Source organism: Pedobacter sp. 01N416, from assembly GCF_056399685.1.
The window spans coordinates 1-6,211 of sequence record NZ_JBFTRT010000277.1 but is presented as its reverse complement, the minus strand read 5'-3'; the positions used below and the strand labels follow the sequence as shown (position 1 = coordinate 6,211).

Below are 6,211 nucleotides of genomic sequence, written 5' to 3'. Positions count from 1 at the left end.
GATCTGCTATAGCCCTGTGCAACTGATAATTATAACCAGCAACATCATGCTGTACCATTAATGGATCAAATATTTCCCAATCCTTATCCCAGGTAGTCATTGCTGAGGTTACAGGACGGGTAGAATCAATTTCATGAACAGCATCTACCAACATTTTTGCGGTATGTACCGCCTGTGGTTCCTTCCGTTCTATGATCTCATTCCCTATGCTCCACATGATAATCGAGGGATGATTCCTATCCCTAAGCACCATTGCATTTATGTCTTTTTTCCACCAATCATCAAAAAACATGGCATAGTCATATTTATTCTTGGCGGTTTTCCAACCATCAAATGCTTCATCGATAACCAGCATCCCTAAGCGGTCGCATGCATCCAAAAAAGCTTCAGAAGGGGGATTATGAGCAGTTCTTATGGCATTAAACCCTGCTGCTTTCAACAGTTCAACCCGCCGTTGCTCGGCCCGGTCAAAGGCAGCGGCGCCTAAACAACCGTTATCATGGTGTACACAGCCGCCATTGAGTTTAAGTGTCTGTCCATTCAGCTGAAAACCATTCTCTGTCGTAAATCTTAATGAACGGATCCCAAAATCTGTCCGGTTGCCATCAATCACCTTTTTATTGGAGATAATATTAATTTGAGCCCGGTATAGGTTAGGTTTTTTGGGCGACCATAAAAGTGGTTTTTCTACCTGTATATCCTGTATTACCTCCTTTTCACTATGCGCTTCTAACCTGACCTGGGTTTGTATTGAACCTGACTTTTTCAGCCCTGGATCAAGAAGATTGGTCTGAACCGTAACCGTTTTGGGTAGTGCGGTTTCGTTCTTAACCCTTGTTTTAATCTTTACAATGGCTTTTTTTTCGGCAACTTCAGGCGTAGAAATTCCTACCCCCCAATTGGGAATATGAACCTGCCCTGTTACCACCAGGCACACATGACGGTAGATGCCGGAGCCGCTATACCAACGGCTGTTTTTCTGTTTTGAATTATCTACCCTAACCGCAATTACATTTTGTTTCCCAAAATTAAGATATGGACTAAGATCGTAGGTAAATGCAGAATATCCATAAGGATAGGTGCCTAATGATTTTCCATTGATAAAAACTTCTGAATTCATGTAAACTCCCTCAAAGTTTATGGAAATAAGCTTCCCCTTCCAATCAGACGGCACCATAAATTTCTTTCTATACCAGCCTGCTCCCGATGGAAAAAAACCTCCGTCTCCACCAGTTGGATTTTTCGGACTAATCTTCCCTTCAATGCTCCAATCATGTGGCAGATCGAGCGTTCTCCAATGCTGATCATCAAATTCAAAACTGCTTCCGCCCTTAACATCTCCCAGATTAAATTTCCAATCATGATCAAAGAGCTGTTTACGCTGTACCTCCTCTTGCGCATTTAAAGCCAAAGGGCCAACTGCTATGAATAATATTAAAAGGATCAAAGATTTGAAAAAAGACATGGCCTATATATTTGGTGTTATCAAATATAAAAAACAAACGTTAAAATAACGATTATTATTTAACCACAGTATGACGATATCAGTGATGTAGGAAAAGAAAATGTGACATTTCGATCTAAGTCATCATCAGCACATCTTTTCCTTTGCAACAGCAAAACTTATTTGCGATATACAGATTTGATATGTCTTATTGTTTTTTGGCGAGTTGATTCTGAACTTCCTTCAGCACAGCACCGTCATAATATCCCGACCATTTGGATACAATTTTTCCTTTGGGATCAATAAGTACAAATGTTGGATAGCCCGTAATACCATACTTGATGGTCGTTTCCCCATAAAATCCTTTCCCATCCCAAAGACTTAGCCATTGCGGCTGGTCTCTATTTACACCCTTTAACCAGGTTTCTTTACCGGTGTCACCTGAAAATGAAACTATGGCCAGTTCCTGACGGTATGCCTGTGAGATTTTCTTTAATTCGGGAACCGATTCTACACAAGGGCCACAGTAGGTGGATGAAAAATCCAGCAATACATATTTGCCTTTTATTTCCGATAAAGCATGGCGCTTTCCATCCCTATCAAAACCGTTGAAATCAGCATAAACATCCCCTACTTCAAGAGCATCGCCCACGGTCAAAAAAGTTTTGATGCGCTTTGCATAAGAAGTGTTTTTGAACGTTGAATTCAGTGCGTTATAAAATTTACTGATGGTGTCTTTTGAAAAATCTCTTTTAAGGTAGAACAAGGCGTCGAGTGCTTCATAACTGTTCAGGTTCTGTTTCACAAAATCCATCCTAGTGAGCATATCCAAACTGTCCAGCCTAGCGATAACCTTCCATATTGCCTTACCTTTTGATTTCGCACTATCCCCAGTCAAGGCCTGGTATTCTTCTACCAATCTGCTCCGCTTCTTATAACCTTCTTTAGTCAGGTCGATCATTTTGTTGTGCATGTCCTGAGTTTTTGAACCCGTTATTTGCAGATCAAAAGGAAAATCCTTGATATCTCCTTTTACATTGATCCTTTCATTTCCCATCAACAATGTGAAGTAATAAAACTTTTGTCCGGCATTTGTGGTAACCCATAAAGATTGGGGTTCTGCCCTGAGTTTTCCTTTAAAACTTAAAAAATTGTTTTTGATTATTGCGCTATCAATATTAGTATCAAGGGTGACATCGTTTAAATAAAATTTTGTACCATCTTCAAAACCAGTAATTTGAGCATTGATCACATATTGTTGCCCAAAGGATTTAGTATTAATGAATATCCCGAGAAGCAAGAGCAGAAAAGCGTTTTTCATATATCCCCAAAGTAAGATTTTTCTTGGCAAAATACAATTTGCAAACAGATGAATTTCTTCAACAACCTGTCTGTTGCTAGATTACCCGACACCCTTAAGCGATGTGCATTTTTTGATTTGTTCACCGGTTAGAAAAAAAGGAACTAAATGAACTGGTTTGGCCAACAACACCCTTTCAATCTTTCCAATGAACGAACGATAAGAAGGAAAACAACAAAAAAATGCCGCTTGAGAGCGGCATTTTTTCAATATAGATCCAAAACAGGTAAAAATTTCCCGAAGGTTTGTTCTGGGAAAAAACTTACTGATAACCTGGGTTCTGTTTAAATTCGTCCTTATTGGTTACCGCATCTACCTGTGTTCTTGGGATGGGGCGTACCAGATGAAAATTCTGTATTCCCCCGGCGGCATTTGGATTGTCAGCCTTAACCCTATCAATGAGTTTACCTGTTCGTTTGAGGTCGAACCAGCGTAGCTGTTCACCGGCAAATTCTCTTGCCCTTTCATCAAGGATCAGGTCTAAGGTTACCTGGCTACCCGTAAGCTGCATTTCGGCAACTTTACCTGCCTTAGCTGCCCTGGTACGCACAACATTTAAATAGGTTGCAGCCTGATCGGGGTTTCCCAGATTGAATTCTGCTTCGGCGGCAATAAGATAAAGCTCAGCAAAGCGGATTACATAACTGTCCCGTGCACTTTGTGCCTCATTTGCACTCGTTCTGGTGGGATCATCAAACTTATTTAACGATACATAATGTAACTGATCTTTCACCGTTCCGTTTGCATTATACACCGCATTCCGGTCGTATATCTTATAAAGTTTGCCTGCTGGTGCATACACCTTTTTTGTTGCAAATATAGCGGTATCTCCTATAGCCATGCCAGCAGGCCTCGAAGTACCGTTTGCAAACCATGCTGTTTTAAATGAACCTTCATACCGCGCATCGTTATCAGAATAAAGATCCAGGAGGAACCTTGTAGGCATATACCTGTTAAACGGCCGGCCGTTGGCAATATCCCTGATCATACCTGGCTGGTCGTCGTATTTCATGGCGAAAAGCATATGACCATTATTGCTCCCCCTACTGTGCCCAAGCGGATTTAATATCGGATCGGAAAGGTCGTTCAGGGAAAGATTTACAGCATAGTTTACCGCATATACCACTTCCTTGTTTTTAAGGTTCGACATTTTCCATAAATCTGCATAATTAGGCAGCAAGGTAAAACCATACCCACCATTAATTACAGCAAGTGCCATGGCCTTTGCTTCAGTGTATTTTTTCTGGGTAAGGTACATCCTTGCCAAAAATGCCTGGGCCGCAGGTTTTGTAACCCTTCCATAATCGGTGGTTGTAACTGGAAGCCGTTCGACAGCAAAAAGCAGGTCATCAATAATCTGTTTGTTAAATGTTTCAACAGGCGTCTTATTTGCTGTGGTAATTACGCCCTGGGTTTCTGCAAGCGAAAAATGTACTCCACCCCAGGTCTCCACAATATGCCAATAATAAAATGCCCTTAAAAACCTGAGTTCCGCCTCCCTTATTGGACGTGCAGTAGCGGACAGACCAGCGCCGGAAATTCTGTTGACCCCTGTATTACAAAGATTCACAGCAGCATAAAGCTGTTGCCATTCTGTGGTAATAGCGCCATTTGTTCCCTGAAGGTTAATGTACTGGGTAAGGTCGGTTGCCACATCACCGGCACCGCTCATCCAAAGATCTGTTCCCATTTCTGAAAGGCCAAACCCTTCTTCCTTTCCATACCACCAGCGCTGGTAGGAATAGGCCGCGTTTACCAATGTTTCGAATCCTTCCGGGGTGGTAAAAACGCTTTCGGCAGTAATTCCCGAAGGGTTATATTCTTTTAACGATTTCTGGCAGGATGCAGTAAATGTGAGTACACTTAACAACAGCAATCCTTTAAATATATATTGTTTCATCATGTTTTCCTTTAATTTTCTAAAAAGTTGCATTCAGTCCGAAGGTATATAGTTTGGTCATCGGTGCATTTTCCGATCCTCCCCTTTCAGGGTCATACTCCTTTAAAAATGCCGAGCGGGTGTAGGTGAATGGGTTTCTTGCCGTAGCATATAAACGCAGGCTTTTAACAAAACTCTTCTGGATAACTTCTTTTGGAACGGTATAACCCAGGGTGATGTTGCGCAGCCTTACATAAGACCCATCTACATAACCAAGGGATGAGGAATAAAGCGTTGAGGCCAGGGAAATATTTTTATTGGGACGCGGATAATCATTGCTCGGGTTTTCTGGGGTCCAGTAGTTGATAACAGTTGTACTATTGGCAACGCCCTGCGGATCATACCTTCTTAAAAAATCTGGATAAATGGTCTGTCCAATTCTGGCAAAAATATATACATTAAGGTCCCATGATTTATAACTAAAGGTATTTTCAAGCCCTCCGCTCCATTTTGGCCTGTTGGTGCCAATAATCTTTCTATCATTGGTTGCATCTATTTTCCCATCGTTATTGAGATCGGCCACACGTATATCGCCCGGCTTCTGCCCATATTTTGCAGCTTCTGTTTCTTCTCCAGTTTGCCAGATCCCGATTTTCTGATAATCGTAAAAGGCCTGTACAGGTGAGCCTACAAACCAGGAGTTGAGCACATCCGATTGTGCCCCGCCAGCAAGCTCAGTTATTTTTTCTACATTTCTGCTAAAGGTGAGGTTGGTAGACCATTTGAAATCCCTGCCCTCCAGGTTTTTCGAAGAAATAAAAATCTCAATCCCCTTGTTTCTTGTTTTGGCAATATTCTGGGTTACTGTGGTTACACCATCGGTTGGAGGCAAACTTCTGTTAAGAAGCAGGTCGTAAGTTTTAGAATCATAATAGTCGAAAGTTGCCGTAATCCTGTTTTTGAACAATCCAATCTCCAGCCCGAAATCACTTGTTTTGGTCTTTTCCCAGGTTAGATCAACATTTCCGATCCTTGGAGAATAGGTATAGGCCGGAACAGATGTTTCATCGTAGCCGAAAGCTATCCTCGAAAGGCTGCTCTGGGTAGAATATGCGCCAATATTATCACTTCCCGCAATACCATAACTGTATTTAACTTTCAGATCGCTGATTACCTTACTATCCTTCAGAAACTTCTCATCACTGATTCTCCACGCAACAGCAGCCGAAGGGAAGAATGCCCATTGATTGGCCTCTGCAAGTTTAGAAGAGCCATCAGTTCGTCCGGTGGCAGTTAATAGATATTTCCCTTTATAGGCATAATTAATCCTTCCGGCATAGGAAATCAGGTTGCTCATGTTATAGGCAGTAGTAACAGCCTGGTTCTGGGTATTGCCCAATGCATAAAAAAGCTGCGATTTGAGCAATTGGTTCTCTCCCGATGCAGCGATATTGTCAGACCGGTTAAAAAGCATACTATTGATCCCTGTAAGGGTAAACGAGTGATCTTTTATTTCTTTGTTATAGGT

4 protein-coding genes are annotated in these 6,211 nt (G+C 41.7%); all 4 read right to left on the bottom strand.

Translation table 11 applies throughout. The features are described from left to right. Positions 1–1,465 (bottom strand): glycoside hydrolase family 2 TIM barrel-domain containing protein (locus AC1DND_RS15875; RefSeq protein ID WP_477583032.1); only part of this gene is annotated, 1,465 nt, incomplete at its 3' end. Positions 1,466–1,652: 187 nt separating this feature from the next. Continuing rightward, the gene (locus tag AC1DND_RS15870) at positions 1,653–2,765 is read right to left on the bottom strand and encodes a thioredoxin-like domain-containing protein (RefSeq protein WP_477583030.1); all 1,113 of its coding nucleotides are present in this window, start codon (positions 2,763–2,765) and stop codon (positions 1,653–1,655) included. Between the two features lie 301 nt (positions 2,766–3,066). Continuing rightward, a complete protein-coding gene (locus AC1DND_RS15865) occupies positions 3,067–4,704 on the bottom strand; it encodes a RagB/SusD family nutrient uptake outer membrane protein (protein WP_477583028.1) in 1,638 nt (545 codons plus the stop codon). Between the two features lie 19 nt (positions 4,705–4,723). Further along, on the bottom strand, positions 4,724–6,211 hold a 1,488-nt coding region (locus AC1DND_RS15860), incomplete at its 5' end, for a SusC/RagA family TonB-linked outer membrane protein (RefSeq protein ID WP_477583026.1).